We start from the raw sequence: 22,899 nt of genomic DNA on the forward strand, positions 1-22,899 counted from the left end.
TAAATTGTTAAAGAGCGGTGCAATCAGCGCGTTAGCTTGCTGTTGCGAGGTGGCGTATATTACGCTTTCCTCCTTCAGAGTCAAACACTTTTTTCAGTATTTTTCTCTGGCGGGATGAATCACTTCATTCCCTGCTGAGCCGTTTGCGTTTCCGCCTTGCCGTCTCAGTGGTTGCGCATTATAGGGATCCGGATTTTTTGCACAACCCCTTTTTTCGATCTTTTTTACTGTTCGCGCTAATTTCAGTCAATCAGGCTTATTTTACGACATTTTGCCTGGTAAACAGGCGAATTCCAGGGCGAAACGACGCACCTGATCCCAGTTTGTATACTCAACTTCCTTGCTTGCATCCGTTTCTCCCCCCGTCATACGCATAATTAATTGAATCATCACGCGGTCAAACCAACGATATTGCGGATAACGTAAAGCCCCGGCGAATACTGCGCAGCAATCCGGCTGCCAGGGCGACTGAGATAAGAACTTATTGGTATAGGCGTTAGTCTGCGGTGTGGACTTCTCCGCTTTACGTGCGGTGAGATTCACAGAATAGAAACCACTGATACGTTTTTGCAGTTCAGGAAGATGCTGCTGCACAAACTTTGGTAATGCTGGCTGGAAATGCCCATAACGAATAGATGCGCCAATCAACACGCGATCATAATCAGCCCACTTAATGGTATTCGGGCGGTTGAGGTCCAAAACATCACTCGCTTGCTGCGGGGCCATTGCCTCAGCAATCGCTTTAGCTATCTTTTGCGTTTGCCCATCACGGCTTGAATAAAGAATCAGTGCTTTCATATATAGCTCGCGTTGTTGCTACTCACGCCAGAAGGTCGGCGTGAAGAGCACCAGTAAAGTAAACACCTCAAGACGGCCAAATAACATGGTGGAAATCAGAATCCACTTGGCGACGTCATTCATAGAGGTAAAGTTATCAGCCACGACACCCAGCCCAGGCCCAAGGTTGTTCAGCGTCGCAGCTACCGCAGCAAAAGCGGAAAAATCATCCACGCCCGTCGCGATAATTGCCAGCATGCTAATAAGGAACACCAATGCATAGGCAGAGAAGAATCCCCACACGGCTTCAAGTATCCGTTCTGGCAAAGCACGGTTACCCAGTTTGATGGAGTAAACCGCATTAGGGTGCACCAGGCGCTTCAGCTCGCGTGAACCCTGTTTCCACAGTAAAAGGATACGGATGACCTTTAGTCCGCCTCCGGTTGAACCGGCACAGCCTCCAATAAAGGCAGAACAGAGCAGCAATACCGGCAAGAAGAGAGGCCAGCGCGCAATACTATCCGTGGTGAATCCGGCGGTTGTCGCCATTGATACCACCTGGAAAAAGGCCTGATTGAGCGTTTGCCAGCTACTGCTGTACACATTATGGAACCACAGTACCAGGGTGCAGATGATGACTAACGTCAACTGTACGCCGATAAACATACGGAATTCGGGATCTCGCCAGTAAACTCGCAAACTGCGCCCGCTTAACAGAGAGAAATGCAAACCATAGTTGCAACCGGAAATCAGCAGGAACACCGCAACAATCGTATTGATGGTGGCACTGTTAAAGTAGCCGATACTCGCATCATGCGTAGAGAAGCCGCCGATAGCGATAGTAGAGAAGCTGTGGCCGATAGCATCAAACAGCGGCATCCCCGCCAGCCATAAGGCAACAGCACAGGCCACCGTAAGCAGCACGTAGATAAGCCATAGCGTTTTCGCCGTTTCCGCGATGCGCGGCCGCATTTTATTATCTTTGAGGGGGCCAGGCATCTCAGCACGATAAAGCTGCATACCACCCACCCCTAAAATCGGCAGGATGGCCACAGCCAGCACGATGATCCCCATCCCTCCTAGCCACTGAAGCATTTGGCGATAGAACAGAATCGCTTTAGGCAGCGAATCTAGTCCTACAAGCGTGGTCGCGCCGGTTGTTGTCAGGCCAGAAAAGGACTCAAAAAAGGCATCCGTCACGGAAAGGTGCGGCTTTTCAGCAAAAATAAACGGGAGTGCCCCTACGCTACCCAGCACCGTCCAGAACAGCACCACGATAAGAAAACCTTCGCGCGGCTTTAGCTCGGTCTTCTGTTTACGGTTAGGCCACCAAAGCAATGAACCAATCACCAGTGCCCAAAGGAAAGTCTGGCTGAATGCACGCCCGGCACCATCTCGATAAATCAACGCCACCAGGCCGGGGACAATCATCGTCACCGAGAACAGGATCACCAACAATCCTACGATGCGAGTTATGGCACGAAAGTGCATGAAGCCATTTCCTTAAACAAAGTTATTTATCCGCTGCACGCAGCTCAAGCGTGCCACGGCTGATATCAGTGAGATCGCGTTGAAACGCTTCAGACTGACCAAAAGGCAGCGCAAGCTGCAAAGTAATGTGATCCAAATAGTGTGTTTCGATGATTTTCCCGGCGTGGCGCTGCAGCAATCGCTCGATATCACCATGCAAGGCATAGTCACACTCGAGAATAAACGGCTGCATCGGCACTTTTCGCCTGCGGGATAATTGCTTTAATCCCTGTTGCACGCCACCGCCATACGCTTTGACTAAACCACCTGTGCCCAGCATGATACCGCCATAGTAGCGCACCACTACCACCGTTATCTCGCCAATCCCAGCTCCGATGAGCTGCGCCAGCATGGGTTTTCCTGCCGTTCCGGAAGGCTCACCATCATCTGAAAACCCTAGCTGCTGAGAATCCGAGGGTGAACCCGCCACCCATGCCCAACAATGATGACGCGCATCAGGATGCTCACGTCTTACCTGCTGAACAAAGGCTCGGGCCGCTTCACTACCTTCGGTGTGCGCCAGCAGGGTAATGAAGCGACTTTTCTTGATGGTCTCTTCGCTGATGCTCAGCGCATCAGCGGGAATATCATAAGCTTCCATCAGGCGAGGTGCAGATCACGGGTCATATTTTCGATACGGCTGCTATGGATCACCACATTATCTTCTATACGCACGCCACCATACGGCTTGAGGGCATCTATCGCCTGCCAGTCAAAGTGCTGACGGTATTGACCATTACGCAGCGGTGCCAACAGTGAATCGATCACATAGAAGCCCGGCTCAATGGTCAGAACCATGCCCGGTTCCAACACACGCGTGCAGCGTAGATAAGGATACTGGGACGGCGCAGCGAGATGTGTGCCTTGCTCATCTTGCATAAAGCCCGCGACATCATGAACTTGCAACCCGAGTGGATGACCAACACCGTGAGGCATAAATGGCCCAGTGAGGTTTTCAGCCACCAAAGCTTCTTCACTGATGCCCTGCACCAAATCAAACTTCAGCAGCAATTTCGCAATACGCTGATGCATCTGTTGATGATATTCGGTGTAGCGCACACCCGCCTTCATCGTGGCGATCAGCGCCAGCTCTTCACGGTTGAGGGCTTCAACCAGGCTGGCGTAGAGTGAGTGACTTTTTGCCGCATAGCTGCGCGTTAAGTCAGCTGCATAGCCAAGGTATTCCGCCCCGGCATCAATCAGGAAACTGTGGCGTTTAGCCGGTGGCTCATGATCAAGCTGAGTATAGTGCAGCACCGCAGCATGCTCGTTCAGCGCAATAATGTTGCCATACGGCACATCGGTATCACGGTGGCCAGTGGCAGTCAGATACGCCTGATTGATATCAAACTCACTCAACCCCGAGACAAAAGCCTCTTTCGCTGCACGGTGCCCCGCTACGGCAATTTTTTGCGCTTTACGCATACAAGCCAACTCATAGTCAGTCTTGATGCTGCGATGGTAATGCAGGAAGTCGATCACCCCTTGTGGATTGATACGCTCACTGTGAATACCCAACTGCCGCGCTCGTTCCACTACCGGCCCGATATACGCCACATTGTCGCGCTGCGCTGGCAGTAGCTGGTTAATCTCTTCGGCTTTTTTCAGCCCGATGACGTCAACGTCTTCGGTCCAGAAGCTGTCTGGTAAGGGCTCAACCACATGCCAGTAATCTACTGGCGAGTAAAACCACAACCGTGGTTTGTTTACGCCATCAATCCATAGCCAGCAATTGGGAACCTGCGTCACTGGTACCCAGGCTTTAAACTGCGGGTTAACCTTAAAAGGATAAGCATGATCGTCAAGAAACACGTTCTGCAGTTCGCCGGAGTGAATCAACATTGCATCCAGCTTAAAGCGAGCCAGCACTTGTTGGGCGCGCTGTTGTAATGTGGCGATATGCCCACGATAGAGCGTTTTTAGGGAGTCCATTGCGATTCTCCAGTGACGGGAAAAGTGGCCGCAGTGTAGCACAGCCACAGCGGCTTGCCGTTATTACGCCATTGTGATCCAGCCTGCAATTCAGCAGTTGGCTGTTTGCAAAATATTCACCTCACTTCCACACTCCTGATCATCTGGTATGACCAGATCCCTTTTGCCGATGCAGGAGATGCACATGCTTTATCAAGGCGAATCCCTTTATCTTCACTGGCTCGACGATGGCATCGCCGGGCTGGTATTTGCCGCGCCCGGTTCTGTCAATAAACTGGATACGCGAACGGTAGCCAGTCTTGGCGAAGCCATTAGTGTGCTGGAACAACAACCCGATCTACGTGGTGTTATCCTGAGTTCAGACAAACCCGCCTTTATCGTGGGTGCTGATATCAACGAGTTTCTGTCGCTGTTTGCCGCACCAGAAGAAAAACTGACGACCTGGCTGGCGTTTGCCAACCATATTTTTAATCGCCTGGAAGATTTACCTGTTCCAACGCTGTCCGCCATTAACGGTTATGCGCTAGGCGGCGGGTGCGAGTGCATTCTTGCTACTGACCTCCGCGTCGCAACCCCCGATGCCCGTATTGGATTGCCTGAAACTAAACTCGGGATTATGCCCGGCTTTGGCGGCAGCGTTCGTCTTCCCCGATTACTTGGTGCTGATAGCGCCCTGGAAATTATAGCTGCTGGTAAAGATGTGGATGCGGCAACCGCTCTGAGTTTAGGCCTGGTAGATGCCGTGGTTGCCACTGACAAACTGGCCGCCGCTGCCCTGCGTATGATGCAAGCGACCATCCAGCAAGGCGACTGGCGCGCGCGCCGCGCACCGAAATTAGCGCCACTGCGCCTGAGCCCGATTGAAGCAGCAATGAGCTTCACTACCGCCAAAGCCATGGTGATGCAAACCGCCGGTAAGCACTACCCTGCGCCCGTCACAGCAGTGAAAACCATCGAAGCCGCAGCCGCTCTGGATCGTAATGATGCGCTGAAGCTGGAAGCTGCCGCCTTTGTACCGCTGGCACAGTCAGTTCAGGCTCGGGCGCTGGTTGGCATCTTCCTGAACGATCAATATGTGAAAAGCCTGGCAAAAAAACGCGCTGCCAACAGCGCCATCCCTAAACAGGCCGCGGTTCTCGGGGCCGGTATTATGGGTGGCGGTATCGCTTACCAGTCAGCCTGGAAAGGCGTGCCAGCAAAGATGAAAGATATTTCCCCACAGGCGCTGAGTCTTGGCATGAAAGAGGCCGGTAAGCTGCTGAGTAAGCAGCTAGAACGCGGCAAAATCAGCCATGAAAAATTCACCACCATTATTGCCAGCATCCAGCCAACGCTGGACTACAGCGGGTTTGATAAGCTCGATATCGTCGTTGAAGCGGTGGTCGAGAATCCCCAAATTAAAGCTCAGGTATTAGCAGAAACCGAGCGGCAACTGCATCCAGAAGCCGTGCTAGCGTCGAATACTTCTACCATTCCGATTTCACAGCTTGCACAGGCTTTGCAGCGCCCAGAGAACTTCTGCGGTATGCATTTCTTTAATCCGGTTCCACGTATGCCCTTAGTCGAGGTGGTGAGAGGCGAACTGACCGCCGAAGCCACGATTGACCGGGTGGTCGCCTGGGCCAACGCCATGGGAAAAAACCCTATCGTCGTAAACGACTGCCCCGGATTTTTTGTGAACCGGGTGCTGTTCCCCTACTTTGCTGCTTTTAGCCTGTTGCTACGGGATGGCGCGGATTTCCGCCAGGTAGACCGGGTGATGGAGAAACAGTTTGGCTGGCCGATGGGACCAGCGTGGTTACTGGATGTGGTCGGTCTTGATACTGCGCATCATGCTCAGGCGGTGATGGCGGAAGGTTTCCCCTCCCGCATGAAGAAAGATTACCGTGATGCAATCGATGTGCTGTTCGCGGCCCAGCGCTTTGGACAGAAAAATGGCCGTGGTTTCTGGCTCTGGGAGCAGGATAAACAAGGCAAGGCGAAGAAGGTCAACGATGCCAGTGTCGATGAACTATTGGCAACGGTCTGTTCTCCACGCCGTGACTTCAGCGATGAAGAGATCCTCAACCGCATGATGCTACCGATGATTGCCGAAGTGGTGCGTTGCCTGGAAGAGAAGATCATTGCCTCCGCCGCTGAAGCGGATATGGCACTGGTGTATGGGCTGGGCTTCCCGCCGTTCCGGGGCGGTGTCTTCCACTACCTGGATACGCTCGGCACCAGCAACGTCATCGACCAGGCGCGGCGCTATCTCTCTTTGGGGCCGTTGTATGTCTTGCCTGATTTACTGGTACAGAAAGCCCACCAGCATCAAAGCTGGTATCCGCCAGTGGCTCCGGTTAACGAATCTGCACTGAACAGCGCTGAGGGGGAATAATGGAAAAAGTCGTGGTTGTGGATGCCGTCCGTACCCCAATGGGACGCTCGAAAGGTGGCGCTTATCGCCATGTCCGTGCCGAAGACCTCTCTGCGCAGGTGATGCGGGCGCTGTTGCAACGTAATCCTGCCGTCGAGGCCGCCACCCTGGATGACATTGTCTGGGGCTGCGTACAACAAACCCTGGAGCAGGGTTTCAATATTGCCCGTAATGCGGCCTTGCTGGCTGAAATTCCGCATCGGGTGCCAGCCACCACCGTCAACCGGCTCTGTGGTTCATCGATGCAGGCATTGCACGACGCTGCACGTACCATCATGACCGGCGATGCACAGATCTGCCTGATCGGGGGCGTGGAGCATATGGGGCATGTTCCCATGAGCTACGGCGTTGATTTTCATCCCGGACTGGGCCGTAGCGTGGCGAAAGCTGCCGGGATGATGGGATTAACCGCTGAAATGCTGGCGCGAATGCACCATATCAGTCGCGAACAGCAGGATGCTTTTGCCTTGCGCTCTCATCAACGTGCCTGGCAAGCAACCCAACGCGGTGATTTCAGGCATGAGATCGTGCCTACCTATGGCCATGATGCTGATGGCGTACTACAGCGCTACGACTGGGATGAGGTGATTCGCGCGGATGCGAGTCTGGAAGGCCTTGCTGCTTTGCGGCCCGCGTTCGATCCGGTACACGGCAGCGTGACGGCAGGCAGCTCTTCCGCCCTTTCGGATGGCGCGGCTGGACTGCTGATTATGAGTGAAAGCAAAGCGCGTGAGCTGGGGCTAACCCCTCGCGCCTATATTCGCAGTATGGCCGTGGTGGGGTGTGATCCTTCTATTATGGGCTACGGTCCCGTCCCTGCTAGCAAGCTGGCGTTAAAACGCGCCGGACTGACGGTAGCAGATATTGACATATTTGAACTGAATGAAGCTTTTGCCGCGCAAACACTGCCTTGTATCAAGGATTTAGGTCTGACAGATCAGCTGGATGAGAAGGTTAATCTGAACGGTGGTGCAATTGCGCTGGGCCACCCCTTAGGGTGTTCGGGCGCGCGCATCTCAACAACGCTGCTGAACATCATGCAACAGCGGGATGCTCAGTTTGGCCTGGCTTCTATGTGTATTGGGCTAGGTCAGGGTATTGCTACCGTTTTTGAGCGGGTGTAGCCAGAGACACTAACCGCCCCATTGGGGCGGTTAGTGGACTTCAGATAAACGCGAAAGCATCACCATAGATGTGATCTTGCAATGCACCGCGCTCAGCACAGAAGCGATCGCGTGCAATCTTGGCCATCTCAAAACGCCCGGCAACATAGATATCGTATTCACTCAATGTGCCGTAATCCTGCATCACCGCCGTCAACACTGTGCCGCTGCGCCCCTGCCAGTTGTCCTCTGGTTGCTCAACCACCGGCACGACTTTTAGGTTAGGATGTTTGACTGCCAACGCATACAGCTCATCCAGGTCATACAAGTGCCGCAGCTCGCGCCCACCCCAGTAAATCGCAATATCACGATTAGGCTGTTGTGACAGCGCACTCAGCAAGATTGAACGGGCATAGGAGAAACCGGTGCCACCGGCAATCAGGATCACCGGGCGATCGCTCTCTTCACGCAACCACGCTTCGCCATGTGGCAGATCAACCGTGATCTGACGATCGGCGCGAATACGATCCATCACCGCCATTGCATACAGGTTGTGATCGGAAGCGCCGATATGCAATTCAATGATCTCTTTCTCATGTGGCGTTGAGGCCAGAGAGAAAGGGCGTTTATCCTGTTCATCCATGACCACCATCAGATACTGGCCCGCGCGAAAGGTAAATTCTGCTTCCGGCACCATGCGTACCCGAAACACCGTATCGGTAATCATATCCACTGATGTGACTTTACAGTTCAGAATAGCCATACGCTCTCTCTGTCAGAGTGTTGTGTGTATGTAATTAGCACCACTCAGCGTTGCAGCGGTGCATCGAAGATGCCTAAATCATCCCAGATAGCATCAATACGGGCGGTGACCGCCGGATCTTTTACGATCGGGGTTCCCCACTCACGATCCGTTTCGCCAGGCCACTTATTGGTGGCATCCATCCCCATTTTGGAACCCAGTCCCGAAACGGGTGAGGCGAAATCGAGGTAGTCGATAGGCGTGTTTTCAACCAGTACGGTATCGCGCGCCGGATCCATACGGGTGGTGATCGCCCAGATCACATCATTCCAGTCGCGGGCATTAACGTCATCATCACAGACGATGACAAATTTGGTGTACATGAACTGACGTAAGAACGACCAGACGCCAAACATCACGCGCTTCGCGTGCCCCGCGTACTGCTTCTTCATGGTGACCACGGCCATCCGATAGGAACACCCTTCAGGCGGCAGGTAGAAATCAACAATTTCCGGGAACTGCTTAATCAGAATGGGCACCAGTACTTCATTCAGCGCTACGCCCAGCACCGCCGGTTCATCTGGCGGACGACCAGTATAAGTTGAATGGTAGATAGGTTTATTACGCTGGGTGATGTGCGTTACCGTAAATACCGGGAAACTATCCACTTCATTATAGTATCCCGTGTGGTCGCCATAGGGCCCTTCTGGTGCCATATCGCCCGGTTCAATATAGCCTTCCAGCACAATTTCAGCGCTGGCCGGGACTTCCAAATCGTTACTGATACATTTAACGACTTCGGTTTTATTACCGCGTAATAAACCGGCAAAGGCATATTCTGACAGGGAATCAGGCACCGGGGTCACAGCGCCCAGAATGGTGGCCGGATCAGCACCCAGTGCAACAGCTACCGGAAAACGCTCTCCCGGATGCGCCTTACACCACTCTTGATAATCCAGCGCGCCGCCACGATGCGACAACCAGCGCATGATCAGACGATTTTTGCCGATCACCTGTTGGCGATAAATACCGAGATTTTGCCGCTCTTTGTGCGGACCTCGTGAGACCGTTAAGCCCCAGGTAATCAGTGGGGCCGCATCGCCAGGCCAACACTTCATCACCGGGATACGCGTCAAATCGACGTCATCACCGCTATAAACGATCTCCTGGCAAGGCGCATTTCGCAGGCGTTTCGTCGGCATGTTCAGTACCTGCTTGAAGCGCGGTACTTTATCAAACAGGTCGCGGAAGCCTTTGGGTGGCTCCGGCTCTTTCAGGAAGGCCAATAACTCGCCCACTTCGCGCAGCGCACTCACCTCTTCCTGTCCCATTCCCATCGCTACCCGCTTTGGCGTGCCAAACAGGTTGCACAGCACCGGCATGTCGTAGCCTTTTGGATTCTCAAACAACAATGCCGGTCCGCCCGCACGCAAAGTACGATCGGCAATCTCGGTCATTTCGAGATGAGGATCGATAGTCTGGGTAATACGTTTTAATTCGCCACGCTGCTCAAGCAGGGCTAAGAAGTCGCGTAAATCCTGATATTTCATGCCGGGTTAACTTTTTTGCCAGGGTCAATCGGTCATTATAAGGAGGTTTATGTCTGGGTGTTGAGGTTTATGTGGTGCCGGTTGGGATTTAGCAGGAATTTTCACAAATTGCGCCACTTTCCCGTCAGGGATGCGCTATAACTCTGTGAGTAGGTTTGATATTCTTATGCGTCCATTCGTTGGGAGCAAATATGGAATCCTGGTACTTACTCTACTGTAAGCGCGGTCAGTTAATTCGCGCTAAAGAGCATCTCGAGCGGCAAGATGTGAACTGCATTAGCCCAATGATTGCTCTGGAAAAAATCGTGCGCGGGAAGCGTACCACTTTGAGTGAGCCGCTTTTCCCCAACTACATGTTTGTGGAGTTCGATCCGGAAGCAATTCACACCACAACGATTAGCGCCACCCGTGGCGTCAGTCACTTTGTCCGCTTCGGATCTCTGCCCGCTACCGTGCCCGCTGAAGTCATTTGTGCATTGCAAAATGAAGCACCTACTCTGCTGTTTGATCCGGAAACGCCACAAATCGGCGATGAAGTGGTCATCACAGACGGGACGTTTGAAGGCCTGCGTGCCATCTTCGCTGAGCCGGATGGTGAAGCACGCTCGATGCTGCTGCTGAATCTGCTTAATAAGCAGGTGGCGCGCAGCATCGATAATCGCCTGTTCCGCAAAGCCTAGGTCAGGCTAAATAAGCTTCGCACGTTTTGATCTACCTGCTGTGCTAAAGCCTCGGCCTCTTCGCCACGCCACCCTGCGACCTGCTGCACAATGTGTGGCAGGAAGCAGGGTTCATTGCGTCGTGAAGTTGGCCGAGGATGCATGTCTCGTGGCAACAGGTATGGTGCATCGGTTTCCAGCATCAGCTTATCTGCCGGAATCAGCGGTAGCAGCTCACGCAGTTCCAGCCCACGCCGTTCATCGCACACCCAGCCAGTAATCCCCACTGACAGTCCTGCCGCCAGGCACGCTTCCAGCTCCGGGCGCGTGCCGGTAAAACAGTGCACCACTGCGCCAGGTAATTTAGGGAGCCACGGCGTTAACACTGCAAGAAAGCGCTCGTGTGCTTCGCGACAGTGTAAAAACACCGGTAGATTCAGTTCTGCAGCCAGCGCTAACTGCGCCTCGAAAGCATACTCTTGTTGATCGTGAGCGGAGAGGTTGCGATTAAAATCGAGTCCACATTCGCCAATCGCGACCACCTCTTTACTCGCCGCCAGGCGGCGTAGCGTATTCCCCGTTTCTGCCGACCACTCGCTGGCATGGTGGGGATGAACCCCTGCTGTAGACCAACAATAATCAGGATGACTCTGTGCCAGGCGCTGTGCTTGCTGGCTCTCCAGAGCATTGGTGCCGGTAATCAGCATCCCGGTGACGCCCGCTGCGCGCGCGCGTTTCACTACCTGTTCACGATCTTTCGCGAATTGCGTGCTGGTCAGGTTTACACCGATATCAAACATAAGCTCTTCCAGAAATGCAAACCGCCCGAAAACGGGCGGTTGATGAATTAATGATCCCGCCGGCTAGCGGGATATGCGACCGAAAGGACTCAGGCTGCTGGCGTTTCGTCGTCTTCTTGCTCGTCGTCCGCCTCACTATCCTGATCCTTACGTCCTTTACCCACGTAATAGCGGGAAAAGAATACCCCTATCTCAAACAGGCAGTACATCGGAATAGCGAGCAAAGTTTGCGAGAAAACGTCTGGTGGTGTGAGCAACATCGCAACAATAAACGCACCGACCAGAATATACGGTCGTTTTTTGCGCAAATCTTCAGGTGTCGTAATCCCGGTCCAGCACAGCAGCACAATCGCGATTGGCACTTCAAACGCCACACCGAAGGCCATGAAAATGGTCATGACGAAATCGAGGTATTTCGAAATGTCGGTGGCCATCTGCACACCCTCTGGAGCAGTTTTAGCAAAGAAACCAAACGCCAGCGGGAAGACGATGAAGTAAGCAAACGCCACACCGAGGTAGAACAGGAAAGTACTGGAGAACAGCAGTGGCATCACCAACTTACGTTCATGGCGATACAGCGCTGGCGCAACAAATGCCCAAACCTGATAAAGAATGACCGGAACGGCGAGAAACACCGAGGCAATAATGGTCAGCTTAATCGGGGTAAAAAACGGTGATGCAACATCGGTGGCGATCATGCTGGCACCGTGTGGCATATGGCTAATCAGCGGTGCGGCCACGGCGTGGTAAATGTCATTGGCAAAGTAAACCAATGCCAGAAAAATGACAAAAACCGCGATGATGCAGTTCAGCAGGCGCTTACGCAGCTCAATCAGATGGCTGATCAGCGGTTGGGTATCTTCAACGGCCATGGTTATTTTTCGTCTTTTACGGCAACAGCCTGGGGAGTTTCCCCGCCGGGCGCGGGCTGAACGGGTTTCACCTCAGCAGGCGCTTGCGCAGGCGCACTGGCCTGATGCTCGGCAGCTGCTGGGCTGACACTTTCTGTATGAGCATGCGTAGCGGACACCTGAGGCGTAGCCGGGGGCTGATCCTGTACCGGCGTCTGAGGCGAATGAATGGTATTCGCTTCATCTTCGGTTTTTTCCAGATCAATGCTCTGCTGCACAGAGCGACGCATAGAATCTGCGGTTTTACGCAGCTCATCCATCGACTCTTTCAGCTCCGGTGAAAGCGTGCCACGGCTCGCTTCTTCCACTTTTTTCAGGCTGTCCTGCAATTCTTGCAGTTTCAGCTCCTGCGCAAGTTCATTTTGCACATTTGCGGCCAACGAGCGCATGGCTCTGATCCAGCCAACAACGGTTTTTACTGCTATTGGTAAACGCTGTGGACCAAGCACAATCAGCCCAATCACAAACACCAGCAGCAGTTCACTGAACCCAATATCGAACACGGTTTACACCTGCTTGTCGTTCCTGGCTTCTTCTTTCTTAGCCGCGGTTTGCTGTTGTTCCGGCAGCGTTTTGGTCGCGAAATCTGCGTCCTGCTGCGCTGGTTCTTCTTTCTTGTCGTCATCGCTCATGGCTTTTTTAAAGCCTTTCAGCGAAGCGCCGAGATCCGCGCCCAGTGTGCGGAATTTTTTGGTACCGAAAATAAGGACAATAATTACGGCAACGATTAACAACTTGCCGATGCTGATACCACCCATAGTATGGCCTCTAATAATCTAGTAAATACAATGCTGAACGTCGTGTCAGCGGCCCAGCAGACGGGCCTGAACCTGCGACATTACGTGGTTTAGCCCGACCTGACAATTAGTTTGTCCGCCGCCAGCCTATTATCCAGCTTACAGCGCCAGCCGCAATCAGTAACGCTGACGTCATATTCCACTCAGGATTGCGTAACAGCACCGCAACACCACTTAACACCAGTGTAGCGCCAATTCCGAACAGGTAGCGCGACTGATGTTGACGCGTCCGTTGCTCCTGCATCTCTCCGGCCAGCTTATCTACGCTGTGTTTGAGCATCTTGTGATGACGCATGCTCTCATAAAACAGTTCTGGCAACTCGGGCAGTTTTTCCGCCCAGAATGGCGCTTTGTCTTTTACTGCTCGCCAAATGGCAGGTAAGCCAATCTGATCTTTGATCCAGTCTTCAAGGAACGGTTTTGCCGTTTTCCACAGATCCAGCTGAGGATAAAGCTGACGGCCAATCCCTTCGATGTACAACAAGGTTTTCTGCAACAGCACCAGCTGTGGCTGTACTTCCATGTTGAACCGGCGCGCGGTATTAAACAGATTCAGCAAGACATGCCCAAACGAAATTTCCGCCAGTGGCTTCTCGAAAATCGGTTCACAGACGGTACGAATCGCGAATTCAAAATCTTCTACGTTGGTATCTGGCGGTACCCAGCCCGAGTCAACGTGCAGCTCAGCCACCTTGCGATAATCACGATTAAAGAAGGCAATGAAGTTCTCCGCCAAATAGCGTTTATCTTCTTTATTCAGCGAGCCAACGATACCGCAGTCAATGCCAATATATTGTGGGTCTTCTGGATGATCATAGCTGACAAAGATATTTCCTGGGTGCATATCTGCATGGAAAAAGCTGTCACGGAACACCTGAGTAAAGAACACCTGCACACCACGTTCGGCCAATAGCTTCATATTGACGCCGTGCTGCTCAAGTGTGGCGATGTCAGAAATCGGAATGCCGTAAATGCGCTCCATGACCAGCATCGATTCGCTACAGTAGTCAGAATAGATTTCGGGTACGTAGAGCATCTGGCTACGTTCAAAATTACGCCGTAGCTGGATGGCATTCGCCGCTTCACGCAGCAGATTCAGTTCGTCCAGCAGGGTTTTTTCGTAGTCTCGCACCACTTCCACCGGACGCAAGCGACGCCCGTCAGGCAGCAGACGTGGCACCCAGCGCGCCAGGCGGTAGATCAGCTTCATGTCGGCTTTGATCACCGGCAGAATGTCCGGGCGGATCACTTTGATCACCACCTTCGCGCCATTTTCTTTCAGCGTGGCGGTGTGGACTTGCGCAATCGAGGCAGAAGCCAGCGGATTAATATCAAACTCGTCAAACCAGGTTTCTACCGGACCGCCAATCGCACGCTCAATTTGCGCTTTGGCTTTCGCGCCGTCGAATGGCGCTACGCGATCCTGTAAGACAGCCAGCTCATCAGCGACGGCAGGTGGGAACAGATCGCGTCGGGTAGAGAGCATCTGGCCGAACTTAATCCAGACCGGACCAAGCTGCTCCATGGCCAGGCGCAGGCGCACCCCCACAGTTTTATCGGCATGGCGATTCGGGATCCAGAAAATACAGCGCCGCCACAGCCGCAGCGGCAGCGTGATGCGCATTTTGGGGATCAGTTCATCCAGTCCGTAGGTCAGAAAAATTCGAATGATAAAGTATAAGCGGCGTAGTTCACCGAACGTCATTTCGCCTCCAACTGCGCCAGTCGCGTTTGTAACGCTTCTAGTTCGCGGTCTATCGAGTCTACTTCTTCAGCAAACCACGCTAGCTCCAGTGCTGCCGGCGCCATGCGCCACTCTTCCGTCAACACCTCCGCGACATGGTTCTGGCGGCGGGTCAGCTCAAGCTGCGCAAAGCCAAACGCTTTACGGGCAAACTGGCTCAGGCCAAATGCGGCAACATCGCCAATCCACGGAGAGAGGTATTCAGCAGGATCTAACTCTGCCAGGTCGATCAGCGCAGAGAACTGCTGTACCACCTGAAGATCGCCCTCCACTTCCAGCTCACCGCTGCGAATCAGAGCGGTTAGCTGCTGACGATCGCGCAGTTTACTCAACGAACGCAGATGGGTTATCACCGTGCAGTCACTGCTGTCCTGCCAGTCACTCAGCACATCCAACTGCTGCTCGCTAAACACCAGCACCAGTGGATGGGACAGCTCACTCAGTCGCAACGTCAGTACCTTGCCTGCCAGCCGCTGGCGTGCGGCTTTCAGGCTACGATCGCGATAGAGAACCCGGTTTAGTGCGGTCTCCAGACCGGCAGTTATCAGAGGAGTTAGCGTATTCACCATCATTGATCAGAATTTGAATCCACGATGCAGCGCTACAATGCCGCCGGTCATGTTGAAGTAGGTGGTATTTTCAAAGCCGACATCGTTCATCATCGCCTTCAGGGTCTCCTGATCGGGATGCATACGGATGGATTCAGCCAGATAGCGATAGCTCTCAGCATCCTGCGCGACCAGTTGACCAATGCGCGGCAGAATATGGAAGGAGTAAGCATCGTAAGCTTTGCTCAGCGGCTCCAGTACCGGTTTAGAGAACTCCAGTACCAACAGACGCCCGCCTGGCTTCAGTACGCGGAACATTGATGCCAACGCTTTCTCTTTCTCGGTCACGTTACGCAGACCAAAAGAGATGGTGATGCAGTCAAAGTAATTATCCGGGAACGGCAGGGCTTCGGCATTCGCCTGAACGTAGTTTACGTTGCCCACGACGCCGAGATTGCGCAGCTTTTCGCGGCCCATTTTCAGCATCGAACTGTTGATATCCGCCAGAACCACCTGACCCGTTTCACCGACCAGACGCGAGAATTTCGCCGTCAGGTCGCCAGTGCCACCGGCCAGATCTAATACGCGTTGGCCACGGCGTACGCCGCTGCTATCGATGGTGAAACGCTTCCAGACGCGATGGACGCCGAACGACATCAAGTCGTTCATCAGGTCATATTTTGCCGCTACGGAGTGAAAGACTTCCGCGACTTTTCCCTCTTTCTCGTTTTTGGCAACGGTCTGAAAGCCAAAATGCGTGGTTTCCTGCTGAGATTCATCTGCCATCGGTTTTTACCTGCTCCACAATCAATACTTTCCAAAGTGTACCACAGAGTGGTGGGGCTCAGGCATGCTAAGCCATGCTATTCATGCAGGCGCCTGACCGATGCTGACGGGGGATCGGTCTCATCCTCATCGGGTATTTCTTCATCTGGCTGCGCCTGCTCCACCCATTGCGGATTAATGGGCCGTTTCACCTCAACCCCCAGACTGCGAAACGCTTCGGTCTGAGCGATGATATTGCCACGCCCTTCGGCCAGTTTTTTCATCGCCTGCTGATAGCTCTGCTGGGCTTTTTCGAGGTTACTGCCAATGCCGCCCATGTCATCAACAAACAGACGCATCTTGTCATACAGTTTTGCTGCGCGATCGGCGATGCGCTGGGCATTACGGCTCTGGTGTTCATAACGCCACAGGTTGTTGATGGTGCGTAGCGCCACCAGCAGGGTCGTCGGGCTGACCAGCATGATGTTCTGTTGCAAGGCTTCACTGATTAATTCTGGCTGGCGATCTATCGCTAACAGGAATGCGGGCTCTAGCGGGATGAACATCAACACATAATCCAGCGAGCGTAAACCGGGTAATTGTTGATAATCTTTGCGCCCTAACAGGCGGATATGACTGCGCATGGCGGCAACGTGTTCCTGAATCGCTAACTCCCGCGTCGCTTCATCATTGGCGTTGAAGTAGCGTTCCCAGGCGACCAGCGTCATTTTGGCATCCACCACCACATCCTTGCCCTGCGGCAGCCGCACAATCACATCGGGCTGCAAACGGCCCTGCTGTTCGGTTTGAATACTGACTTGTGTTTCGTACTCGTAGCCCTCACGCAGGCCAGAAGCTTCCAGCACCCGGCTCAGCACCACTTCACCCCAGTTTCCCTGGATTTTGTTATCCCCTTTCAAGGCGCGGGTCAGGTTCAGCGCTTCCTGCGCCATGGTGGCGTTGAGTTGTTGTAGCTGTTTGATTTCATGGGTAAGCGTATGACGCTCACGCGCTTCCTGACCAAAGCTATCGTTGACCTGGCGGCGGAAGCCCTCGAGTTGCTCACGCAGTGGCGTAATCAGACCATGCAGGCTTTGACGATTCTGCTCATCAACCCGGCGGCCATTGTTTTCGAAGATACGATTGGCGAGGTTTTCAAACTGGGCGGTCAAACGCTGCTCGCTGTTGGTCAGCAGGCGCTGTTTCTCTTCGGCGGCAAAGCGCGTCTCTTCCAGGCGGATAGTCACTTCACGCAGTTCCGCTTCCTGAGCCCGGTTTACATCCAGCTGATTGCGCAATTCGCGATTCAGCTGATCCGCTTCCGTGCGCCAGTAGTCAAGCTGTTGCAGCCGTTCCTGGGTTGCGCTCAGGCTACCGTGGAGCTGAATACGTTCCTGCTCACGCTGCGCCAACTGCTGCTGCAATTGCGCTATTTCGGCGGCCAGACGCTGTTGCGCCTCTTCCAGAATCCGCTGTTCCGCGTTAAAGCTGCTCGCCTGATGGCTGGACCGCAACTGTGCGATGATCCAACCAATGCCTGCTCCGGCTAATGCCAGGCAGGCACCGATCATTATCTGACTGTCCATTCTGCTTCCCCTACCGCTTGCTGCGCTGAGAAAAAAGGTAGAGTGGCACTGTATGAATGTCCAGATAAATCTTTGCTAATCAAAGTGTTCTTACGGTGAGCTCGCCGGCTTTCCAGGCATCTATCAGGAAAAACGGCAGCGGCAGATGCCATTGATTTTGTTTTACCCGTGCGGCATACACCCAACTTCTCCCCTGCCAGCTCAGCTCCACCTGCTGCTGATCGCCTTCACTCGCCACCGGCCCCGTCATGCTGGCAAAGCCCGCATTGCTGCCAACGTGAAAACGGTCAGTCTGCCAGCGGATGGGGGCATGCTGGGGCCAGGGCTGTGCCTGATGAAAGCCAAAGAGCTCATCGTGGCTCAGGAGGCTCTCCCGCACGGTGGGCCAGAGTGCTTGCTTGAGAAAATACTGGTCGGTGTAACGCGCACTGCCAGCGTACTGAGTAATGAAATCTCTCATCGACTGCTCAACCTGCTGGAATACGCCATTGCATCCTCCCCACATGCCGGCCAGCAGCAACTCCGTGTGCGTAAAGTAGTCGCGCATGTGATGGAACCAGAAAGGAGAAGCCAGCCAGGCGTTCACTGCCGCCGCTTCACGCTCAGAGAGCAATGAATCTGCGTCGCGAACGATAAAGCGTTGCACGCTGGCATCATCCAGCACCAGAAAACGCCACAGCGTCGGGAAAATGTGCTTTTCCTGCGACATATCCACGAGCTCCACGTGAGGCAACTGTAAGCGCTGCCAGACATGGTCGGGAACCGAATCATCCAGATAAACGCGGCAGCGCCAGCCAGGAAACAGATCGGGTGCCACTTCCACGTTACGAATCAACGTCTCACAGTAACGAGGCTGACCGCCATACAGGCTGAAGGCGATGATGTTTTGCTGCGGACGAGTGGCATCAAATGGGGCGGGCTGCGCGGAGGGAAAGGCGACACGCGGGCCACCTCGAAAACGGTCATCGGCGTGTTGCAGTGCTGCAAGGCCGTAACGTCGCACCTCTTCAGGCTTTTGTAACCAGCCACAGACTTCCGCCAGACCATCACGCCAGGTTTCTGACGCCTGCGCCTGCTGAGCGGGGGGAGCCTGCAAGATTTTCAGATAGGTTTTATAGGCTTTGGGATACTGACCAAGACGCATCTGACACAGTGCATAATCACTCAGCACCTGCATCTGGTGCGGCATTACGCGCAGCACCTCTTCACAGCTTTTCAGGGCGGTGGGGTAATCTTCCTGCGCCATCGCATGGCGAAAACGGGCAGCGGACTGCTCCACACGCGCTTGCAGATCGCGGGGATTCGCCGCAGGGCGAGAGGTAAAGCCTGAACGCATGGTCGGTCTCCGTCAAAGCGGGCACGGTGCGTCAGGCTTTAATACGCATCACAACAGGCGACGCGCGGCCTCGACCACAATGCTCACCGCAGCACTTTCCGTTTGTTTCATGGTGACAGCATCAGGGATCTCTTTCTGGGTGCGATTGACGATCACTCCCGCCACCATCCCGGCACGCAGCCCCTGGCTGGCGCACATGGTTAACAGCGTAGCAGATTCCATCTCATAGTTAAGGACGCCCATCTGCTGCCACTCTTTCATTGAACCCTGGAAGCGATTCACCACGCGACCGGAGAAGGTGTCGTAACGTTCCTGGCCAGGATAGAAAGTGTCAGAAGAGGCGGTAACACCAATGTGTGTTGCCGCGCCGCTTGCCTGTGCAGCGGCCACTAATGCCGTGGTACAGGTGAAATCAGCAACAGCGGGGAACTCCATTGGCGCGAAGTGCAGGCTCGCACCATCAAGGCGAACAGCGGCGGTCGTTACCAGCACATCACCCACGTTGATTCCCGGCTGGATGGCACCCGTGGTGCCCACGCGCAAGAAAGTACGTACGCCCAGCTGCGCCAACTCCTCCACCGCGATGGAGGTCGATGGGCCACCAATGCCCGTTGAACAGACCACCACCGGTTTACCATCCAGCTTAGCGCGCCAGGTGGTGAATTCGCGGTGAGAAGCAAGATGCTCGGGTTCATCCATCAGCGCTGCAATTTTTTTCACGCGCTCAGGATCGCCGGGCACAATCGCCAGCGTTGCGCCCTGCAGATCGGCGCGGGTAATGCCTAAATGAAATACATCGGACTGGGCCATAACGGACTCCTGATAACGGGAAAAGATGTGCGCCACTCTACGTCAGCACAACGCAGTAAAATGTGACTAATATCGCCATAAGTAGTGAAACATATCAGACGTATACATTGAAATGAGATCTGAATCACATTTCAATCGCCATGTTGCTGATTTTGCCACAAGCTGCGCTGTGAATAGAGTCTGGCGATGATAAAGAGAAGTATGCACCTTACTCTACAAACGCTGTACCCGACCTGGCCACCGACCAAACAGGCCAGGCTATAGTTACCTGACTTCGCCTTTGCTCGCACGGAGAACATCATGAAAACCGAAGATAATATGGCACAGAAATCTGCGCCGGGTGGCTTTGCTCCCGCCGTTCACCCCATCGCCGCAACCACCATTACCACCACCAGTGAGGCTATTCAGGCTGGTGAAACCTCGGTCGCAAGCCAGGGTGAAAACATGCCAGCTTACTTTGCCAAACCGAAAGATGCCGCAGGTCCGCTGCCGGTTGTCATGGTGGTGCAGGAGATTTTCGGCGTGCATGAACACATTCGCGATCTGTGCCGCCGCCTGGCGCTGGAAGGCTATCTGGCCGTTGCCCCTGAGCTCTATTTCCGCGAAGGTGATCCAGGCGAGTACGCTGATATCCCTACGCTGCTTAAAGAGCTGGTCAGCAAAGTGCCTGATAGCCAGGTGTTGTCGGATCTCGACCACGTTGCGAACTGGGCAGCAAAACACGGTGGCGATATTCGCCGTCTGGCGATCACCGGCTTCTGCTGGGGAGGCCGTATTAGCTGGCTCTATGCCGCGCACAACCCTCAATTGAAAGCCGCAGTCGCCTGGTATGGACGGCTGGTGGGCGATAAAACCCTGAAACAGCAAAAACACCCCATCGATGTGGCGGTTGATTTAAACGCACCGGTACTGGGTCTGTACGGCGGCCAGGACGATGGCATTCCACTCGAAGGTGTGGAACTGATGCGCCAGGCACTCCACGCGGCTAATGCTAAAGCGGAGATAGTGGTCTATCCCGATGCCGGTCACGCTTTCAATGCCGACTACCGTCCAAGCTATCACGCTGAATCGGCGCAGGATGGCTGGCAGCGTATGCTGGCATGGTTTAAACAGTACGGCGTAGCATAAAAAAGGGGGCGCATTGCGCCCCAAGATTTACCCAACGTATCAGACGATCTCACCTCGCGGATTGCCCCCCTGTCCCCTATCCAATGATTTTCGGCCTTCGCCGAGACACCACATCTGGCTTAAAATTATCTCTTAAGCGGCCTGACAGGGAACGCGGTGTGCTATCCAGGCATGGTTTAGACGTCCAGATGTTTACACCGCTATAATCTGCGCGTACTGTATGCTCCTCAAGCGCAAAATGTTCACTCTGCATGTGAAGGACCCTCATGATCGAACTCAAGCATCTGCGAACGCTGCAGGCACTGCGAAATACTGGCTCTCTGGCTGCCGCCGCCGCACAGCTGCACCAGACTCAATCAGCCCTCTCTCACCAGTTCAGCGATCTGGAACAGCGTCTGGGCTTTCGCCTGTTTGTGCGTAAAAGCCAGCCGCTGCGTTTTACCCAGCAGGGCGAGATTTTGTTGCAGCTAGCTGAGCAGATCCTGCCGCAGATTCAGCAGGCACTTCAGGCCTGTCATGAGCCGCACCAGACCACGCTGCGCATTGCCATTGAGTGTCACAGCTGTATTCAGTGGCTGACGCCAGCGCTGAATAATTTCCGCCTCAGCTGGCCGCAAGTGGTGGTGGATTTCAAATCCGGCGTGACGTTTGATCCCCAGCCCGCGCTGCAACAGGGCGAGCTGGATATTGTACTGACTTCCGATATCCTGCCGCGCAGTGGTCTCCACTACACGCCAATGTTTGATTTCGAAGTGCGCCTGGTATTGGCTCCTGACCATCCGCTGGCACAAAAAGACGTGATTACCCCGGAAGATTTAGCCGATGAAGTGTTGATGATTTACCCGGTTCAGCGCCAGCGCCTGGATGTGTGGCGTCATTTCCTCCAGCCCGCAGGTATCAGCCCGGCGCTTAAAAATGTGGATAATACCCTGCTACTGATTCAAATGGTTTCGGCTCGCATGGGGATTGCCGCGCTGCCACACTGGGTCGTCGAGAGTTTTGAGAAACAGGGACTGGTGGTCACGAAAACCCTGGGTGAAGGGCTGTGGAGCCGCCTGTATGCCGCCGTGCGTGACGGAGAACAGCGCCAGCCGGTGATTGAGGCAATCACCCGCTTCGCCCGCCAGCACGCCTGTGAACATTTACCGTTTGTGCGTGATGCCGCATTACCCGGTACACCGCTGGCGCGATAATAGCCGCGCCCTTGGCGTCAGTTTTGTCTATAATGCCCGACCAGATTCAGACCACGAGAAAGACTCACCATGATCAACAACGATGTGCTGCGCAGCGTGCGCTATATGTTAAACCTCAGCGATGCGAAAATGGTGGCGATCTTTGCGCTGGCCAACTGTGAAGTCCCGCAGTCCGATGTCGAAGCATGGTTAAAGAAAGAGGACGACGCAGCGTTTCGCCCTTGCCCAGACGTGTTAATGGGCTATTTCCTCAATGGTCTGATCTATGAACGTCGTGGGAAGAGTGAAGAAGGTCCGGCGCTGAGCATCGAGCGCAGAATGAATAACAATCTGTTTATGAAAAGATTGCGTATCGCCTTTGAACTGAAAACCACCGACATTCCGGACATCCTGAAAAAAGCCAACTTTACGGTTTCTCAGGGGGAAATTGGTGCCATCTTCCGTAAACCTGACCATAAAAACTACCGCGAATGCGGCGATCAGATTTTACGTAACTTCCTCAAAGGCCTGACCTTGACGCTGCGCCCAGCTCAGGGCGCACCGGTAAAAAAAGCACACTGATTCGCCTTTTG

Annotated in this window: 22 protein-coding genes; 6 read left to right on the forward strand and 16 right to left on the reverse strand. The window is 53.9% G+C overall.

What is annotated here, in order from left to right; genetic code table 11:
- Positions 1–261 precede the first annotated feature (261 nt).
- Genes hemG through pepQ form a run of 4 tightly spaced genes read right to left on the reverse strand, consistent with a single transcriptional unit; the run spans position 262 to position 4,239 of the window.
- Entirely contained in the window at positions 262–798 is a 537-nt protein-coding gene (gene hemG, locus F3J40_RS23300; RefSeq protein WP_167018451.1) for a menaquinone-dependent protoporphyrinogen IX dehydrogenase, read from the reverse strand.
- 18 nt (positions 799–816) lie between these two features.
- On the reverse strand, positions 817–2,268 hold the full coding sequence (gene trkH, locus F3J40_RS23305) for a Trk system potassium transporter TrkH (RefSeq protein ID WP_017345693.1): 1,452 nt from the start codon (positions 2,266–2,268) through the stop codon (positions 817–819).
- Between the two features lie 22 nt (positions 2,269–2,290).
- Entirely contained in the window at positions 2,291–2,908 is a 618-nt protein-coding gene (locus tag F3J40_RS23310) for an IMPACT family protein (RefSeq protein ID WP_167018453.1), read from the reverse strand.
- The gene (gene pepQ / locus F3J40_RS23315; protein WP_167018455.1) at positions 2,908–4,239 is read right to left on the reverse strand and encodes a Xaa-Pro dipeptidase; all 1,332 of its coding nucleotides are present in this window, start codon (positions 4,237–4,239) and stop codon (positions 2,908–2,910) included. The genes F3J40_RS23310 and pepQ overlap by 1 nt, the downstream gene beginning before the upstream one ends.
- A 184-nt stretch (positions 4,240–4,423) precedes the next feature.
- On the opposite strand from pepQ, the gene fadB reads away from it, so the two are divergent.
- Together fadB and fadA are read left to right on the forward strand one after the other, a co-directional pair.
- Positions 4,424–6,616, forward strand: coding sequence for a fatty acid oxidation complex subunit alpha FadB (gene fadB, locus F3J40_RS23320; protein ID WP_167018457.1), 2,193 nt, complete (start codon positions 4,424–4,426; stop codon positions 6,614–6,616).
- Positions 6,616–7,779, forward strand: coding sequence for an acetyl-CoA C-acyltransferase FadA (fadA, locus tag F3J40_RS23325; RefSeq protein ID WP_167018459.1), 1,164 nt, complete (start codon positions 6,616–6,618; stop codon positions 7,777–7,779). The genes fadB and fadA overlap by 1 nt, the downstream gene beginning before the upstream one ends.
- 40 nt (positions 7,780–7,819) lie before the next feature.
- Here the strand turns inward: fadA and fre are convergent, their stop codons facing one another.
- Together fre and ubiD are read right to left on the reverse strand one after the other, a co-directional pair.
- Positions 7,820–8,521, reverse strand: coding sequence for an NAD(P)H-flavin reductase (fre, locus tag F3J40_RS23330; protein ID WP_167018461.1), 702 nt, complete (start codon positions 8,519–8,521; stop codon positions 7,820–7,822).
- 44 nt (positions 8,522–8,565) lie between these two features.
- Entirely contained in the window at positions 8,566–10,050 is a 1,485-nt protein-coding gene (gene ubiD / locus F3J40_RS23335; RefSeq protein WP_167018463.1) for a 4-hydroxy-3-polyprenylbenzoate decarboxylase, read from the reverse strand.
- Positions 10,051–10,241: 191 nt separating this feature from the next.
- On the opposite strand from ubiD, the gene rfaH reads away from it, so the two are divergent.
- Positions 10,242–10,730 (forward strand): transcription/translation regulatory transformer protein RfaH, encoded by a 489-nt coding sequence (gene rfaH, locus F3J40_RS23340; protein ID WP_017345686.1) that lies wholly within the window; start codon positions 10,242–10,244, stop codon positions 10,728–10,730.
- Here the strand turns inward: rfaH and tatD are convergent.
- The 10 genes from tatD to udp form a co-directional block, all read right to left on the reverse strand.
- The gene (tatD, locus tag F3J40_RS23345; RefSeq protein WP_167018465.1) at positions 10,727–11,509 is read right to left on the reverse strand and encodes a 3'-5' ssDNA/RNA exonuclease TatD; all 783 of its coding nucleotides are present in this window, start codon (positions 11,507–11,509) and stop codon (positions 10,727–10,729) included. The two genes, rfaH and tatD, sit on opposite strands and share 4 nt — an antisense overlap.
- A gap of 89 nt (positions 11,510–11,598) precedes the next feature.
- Positions 11,599–12,381, reverse strand: coding sequence for a Sec-independent protein translocase subunit TatC (tatC, locus tag F3J40_RS23350; RefSeq protein ID WP_167018467.1), 783 nt, complete (start codon positions 12,379–12,381; stop codon positions 11,599–11,601).
- A 2-nt stretch (positions 12,382–12,383) separates the two neighbouring features.
- Positions 12,384–12,923, reverse strand: a complete 540-nt coding sequence (tatB, locus tag F3J40_RS23355; RefSeq protein WP_167018469.1) for a Sec-independent protein translocase protein TatB — start codon at positions 12,921–12,923, stop codon at positions 12,384–12,386.
- A 3-nt stretch (positions 12,924–12,926) separates the two neighbouring features.
- A complete protein-coding gene (gene tatA, locus F3J40_RS23360; protein ID WP_017345682.1) occupies positions 12,927–13,178 on the reverse strand; it encodes a Sec-independent protein translocase subunit TatA in 252 nt (83 codons plus the stop codon).
- Between the two features lie 106 nt (positions 13,179–13,284).
- A complete protein-coding gene (gene ubiB / locus F3J40_RS23365; RefSeq protein ID WP_017345681.1) occupies positions 13,285–14,922 on the reverse strand; it encodes a ubiquinone biosynthesis regulatory protein kinase UbiB in 1,638 nt (545 codons plus the stop codon).
- Positions 14,919–15,530, reverse strand: coding sequence for a ubiquinone biosynthesis protein UbiJ (gene ubiJ / locus F3J40_RS23370; RefSeq protein WP_167018552.1), 612 nt, complete (start codon positions 15,528–15,530; stop codon positions 14,919–14,921). The genes ubiB and ubiJ overlap by 4 nt, the downstream gene beginning before the upstream one ends.
- 6 nt (positions 15,531–15,536) lie before the next feature.
- Entirely contained in the window at positions 15,537–16,295 is a 759-nt protein-coding gene (gene ubiE / locus F3J40_RS23375) for a bifunctional demethylmenaquinone methyltransferase/2-methoxy-6-polyprenyl-1,4-benzoquinol methylase UbiE (RefSeq protein WP_167018471.1), read from the reverse strand.
- A 77-nt stretch (positions 16,296–16,372) separates the two neighbouring features.
- On the reverse strand, positions 16,373–17,860 hold the full coding sequence (rmuC, locus tag F3J40_RS23380; protein ID WP_026042368.1) for a DNA recombination protein RmuC: 1,488 nt from the start codon (positions 17,858–17,860) through the stop codon (positions 16,373–16,375).
- Between the two features lie 79 nt (positions 17,861–17,939).
- Positions 17,940–19,196, reverse strand: a complete 1,257-nt coding sequence (locus F3J40_RS23385) for a tetratricopeptide repeat protein (RefSeq protein WP_167018473.1) — start codon at positions 19,194–19,196, stop codon at positions 17,940–17,942.
- A gap of 48 nt (positions 19,197–19,244) precedes the next feature.
- Positions 19,245–20,006, reverse strand: coding sequence for a uridine phosphorylase (udp, locus tag F3J40_RS23390; RefSeq protein ID WP_017345676.1), 762 nt, complete (start codon positions 20,004–20,006; stop codon positions 19,245–19,247).
- 300 nt (positions 20,007–20,306) lie between these two features.
- On the opposite strand from udp, the gene F3J40_RS23395 reads away from it, so the two are divergent.
- From F3J40_RS23395 to F3J40_RS23405, 3 genes are all read left to right on the forward strand, one after another.
- Positions 20,307–21,134, forward strand: coding sequence for a dienelactone hydrolase family protein (locus F3J40_RS23395; RefSeq protein ID WP_167018475.1), 828 nt, complete (start codon positions 20,307–20,309; stop codon positions 21,132–21,134).
- Positions 21,135–21,400: 266 nt separating this feature from the next.
- Positions 21,401–22,327 (forward strand): HTH-type transcriptional regulator MetR, encoded by a 927-nt coding sequence (metR, locus tag F3J40_RS23400; protein ID WP_167018477.1) that lies wholly within the window; start codon positions 21,401–21,403, stop codon positions 22,325–22,327.
- Positions 22,328–22,396: 69 nt separating this feature from the next.
- A complete protein-coding gene (locus F3J40_RS23405; protein ID WP_017345673.1) occupies positions 22,397–22,888 on the forward strand; it encodes a YehS family protein in 492 nt (163 codons plus the stop codon).
- Positions 22,889–22,899: the final 11 nt, after the last annotated feature.

The organism is Candidatus Pantoea multigeneris (assembly GCF_011752615.1).
Lineage (GTDB): Bacteria > Pseudomonadota > Gammaproteobacteria > Enterobacterales > Enterobacteriaceae > Pantoea > Pantoea multigeneris.

Excerpts from the sequence above, each read along its gene's own strand:
- F3J40_RS23385 (WP_167018473.1), bottom strand. The coding sequence starts at position 19,196 with ATGCGTTCAGGCTTTACCTCTCGCCCTGCGGCGAATCCCCGCGATCTG.
- ubiD (WP_167018463.1), bottom strand. The coding sequence starts at position 10,050 with ATGAAATATCAGGATTTACGCGACTTCTTAGCCCTGCTTGAGCAGCGT.
- F3J40_RS23405 (WP_017345673.1), top strand. The coding sequence starts at position 22,397 with ATGATCAACAACGATGTGCTGCGCAGCGTGCGCTATATGTTAAACCTC.
- F3J40_RS23310 (WP_167018453.1), bottom strand. The coding sequence starts at position 2,908 with ATGGAAGCTTATGATATTCCCGCTGATGCGCTGAGCATCAGCGAAGAG.
- fadA (WP_167018459.1), top strand. The coding sequence starts at position 6,616 with ATGGAAAAAGTCGTGGTTGTGGATGCCGTCCGTACCCCAATGGGACGC.
- tatC (WP_167018467.1), bottom strand. The coding sequence starts at position 12,381 with ATGGCCGTTGAAGATACCCAACCGCTGATCAGCCATCTGATTGAGCTG.
- trkH (WP_017345693.1), bottom strand. The coding sequence starts at position 2,268 with ATGCACTTTCGTGCCATAACTCGCATCGTAGGATTGTTGGTGATCCTG.
- fadB (WP_167018457.1), top strand. The coding sequence starts at position 4,424 with ATGCTTTATCAAGGCGAATCCCTTTATCTTCACTGGCTCGACGATGGC.
- pepQ (WP_167018455.1), bottom strand. The coding sequence starts at position 4,239 with ATGGACTCCCTAAAAACGCTCTATCGTGGGCATATCGCCACATTACAA.
- ubiE (WP_167018471.1), bottom strand. The coding sequence starts at position 16,295 with ATGGCAGATGAATCTCAGCAGGAAACCACGCATTTTGGCTTTCAGACC.
- rfaH (WP_017345686.1), top strand. The coding sequence starts at position 10,242 with ATGGAATCCTGGTACTTACTCTACTGTAAGCGCGGTCAGTTAATTCGC.
- ubiB (WP_017345681.1), bottom strand. The coding sequence starts at position 14,922 with ATGACGTTCGGTGAACTACGCCGCTTATACTTTATCATTCGAATTTTT.
- rmuC (WP_026042368.1), bottom strand. The coding sequence starts at position 17,860 with ATGGACAGTCAGATAATGATCGGTGCCTGCCTGGCATTAGCCGGAGCA.
- metR (WP_167018477.1), top strand. The coding sequence starts at position 21,401 with ATGATCGAACTCAAGCATCTGCGAACGCTGCAGGCACTGCGAAATACT.
- hemG (WP_167018451.1), bottom strand. The coding sequence starts at position 798 with ATGAAAGCACTGATTCTTTATTCAAGCCGTGATGGGCAAACGCAAAAG.
- tatA (WP_017345682.1), bottom strand. The coding sequence starts at position 13,178 with ATGGGTGGTATCAGCATCGGCAAGTTGTTAATCGTTGCCGTAATTATT.
- tatD (WP_167018465.1), bottom strand. The coding sequence starts at position 11,509 with ATGTTTGATATCGGTGTAAACCTGACCAGCACGCAATTCGCGAAAGAT.
- ubiJ (WP_167018552.1), bottom strand. The coding sequence starts at position 15,530 with ATGGTGAATACGCTAACTCCTCTGATAACTGCCGGTCTGGAGACCGCA.
- fre (WP_167018461.1), bottom strand. The coding sequence starts at position 8,521 with ATGGCTATTCTGAACTGTAAAGTCACATCAGTGGATATGATTACCGAT.
- F3J40_RS23395 (WP_167018475.1), top strand. The coding sequence starts at position 20,307 with ATGAAAACCGAAGATAATATGGCACAGAAATCTGCGCCGGGTGGCTTT.
- udp (WP_017345676.1), bottom strand. The coding sequence starts at position 20,006 with ATGGCCCAGTCCGATGTATTTCATTTAGGCATTACCCGCGCCGATCTG.